We start from the raw sequence: 409 nt of genomic DNA on the forward strand, positions 1-409 counted from the left end.
AGAGCGAAAAGACATTGAAGTTTTTCGCTCTGACAAATGAACAGCCAAGTTTTGCCCGACAAATCCATTAGCGCCCGTAATTAATACTTTCATCATCATTGTCTCTTTGAGAAAGTAAAGCAGGTAGATTTTATTTTTCATCTGGCTGGCGTAAATCGTCCAAAAGATGCTGAGGAGTTCAAAGCGGGAAATACTGATCTCACTCGTTTACTTGCAGATGCTGTTATTGCTAGCGGACGTAGAATTCCGATTGTATATACTTCTTCAATACAGGCAGAGCAAGACAACGCCTATGGGTCAAGTAAACGTGCGGCAGAAGATATTCTAAAACAACTAGCCTCTGTTCACGGATCTGCAGTTTATTTGTTTCGACTGCCTAATGTATTTGGTAAATGGGCTCGTCCTAATT

Annotated in this window: 1 pseudogene; it reads left to right on the forward strand. The window is 40.8% G+C overall.

What is annotated here, in order from left to right:
- Window positions 1–117 precede the first annotated feature (117 nt).
- A pseudogene (locus tag AC0L3U_RS38550) lies at window positions 118–409 on the forward strand (NAD-dependent epimerase/dehydratase family protein); the annotation flags it as partial.

It is taken from the genome of Bradyrhizobium sp. Kon69, from assembly GCF_055807515.1.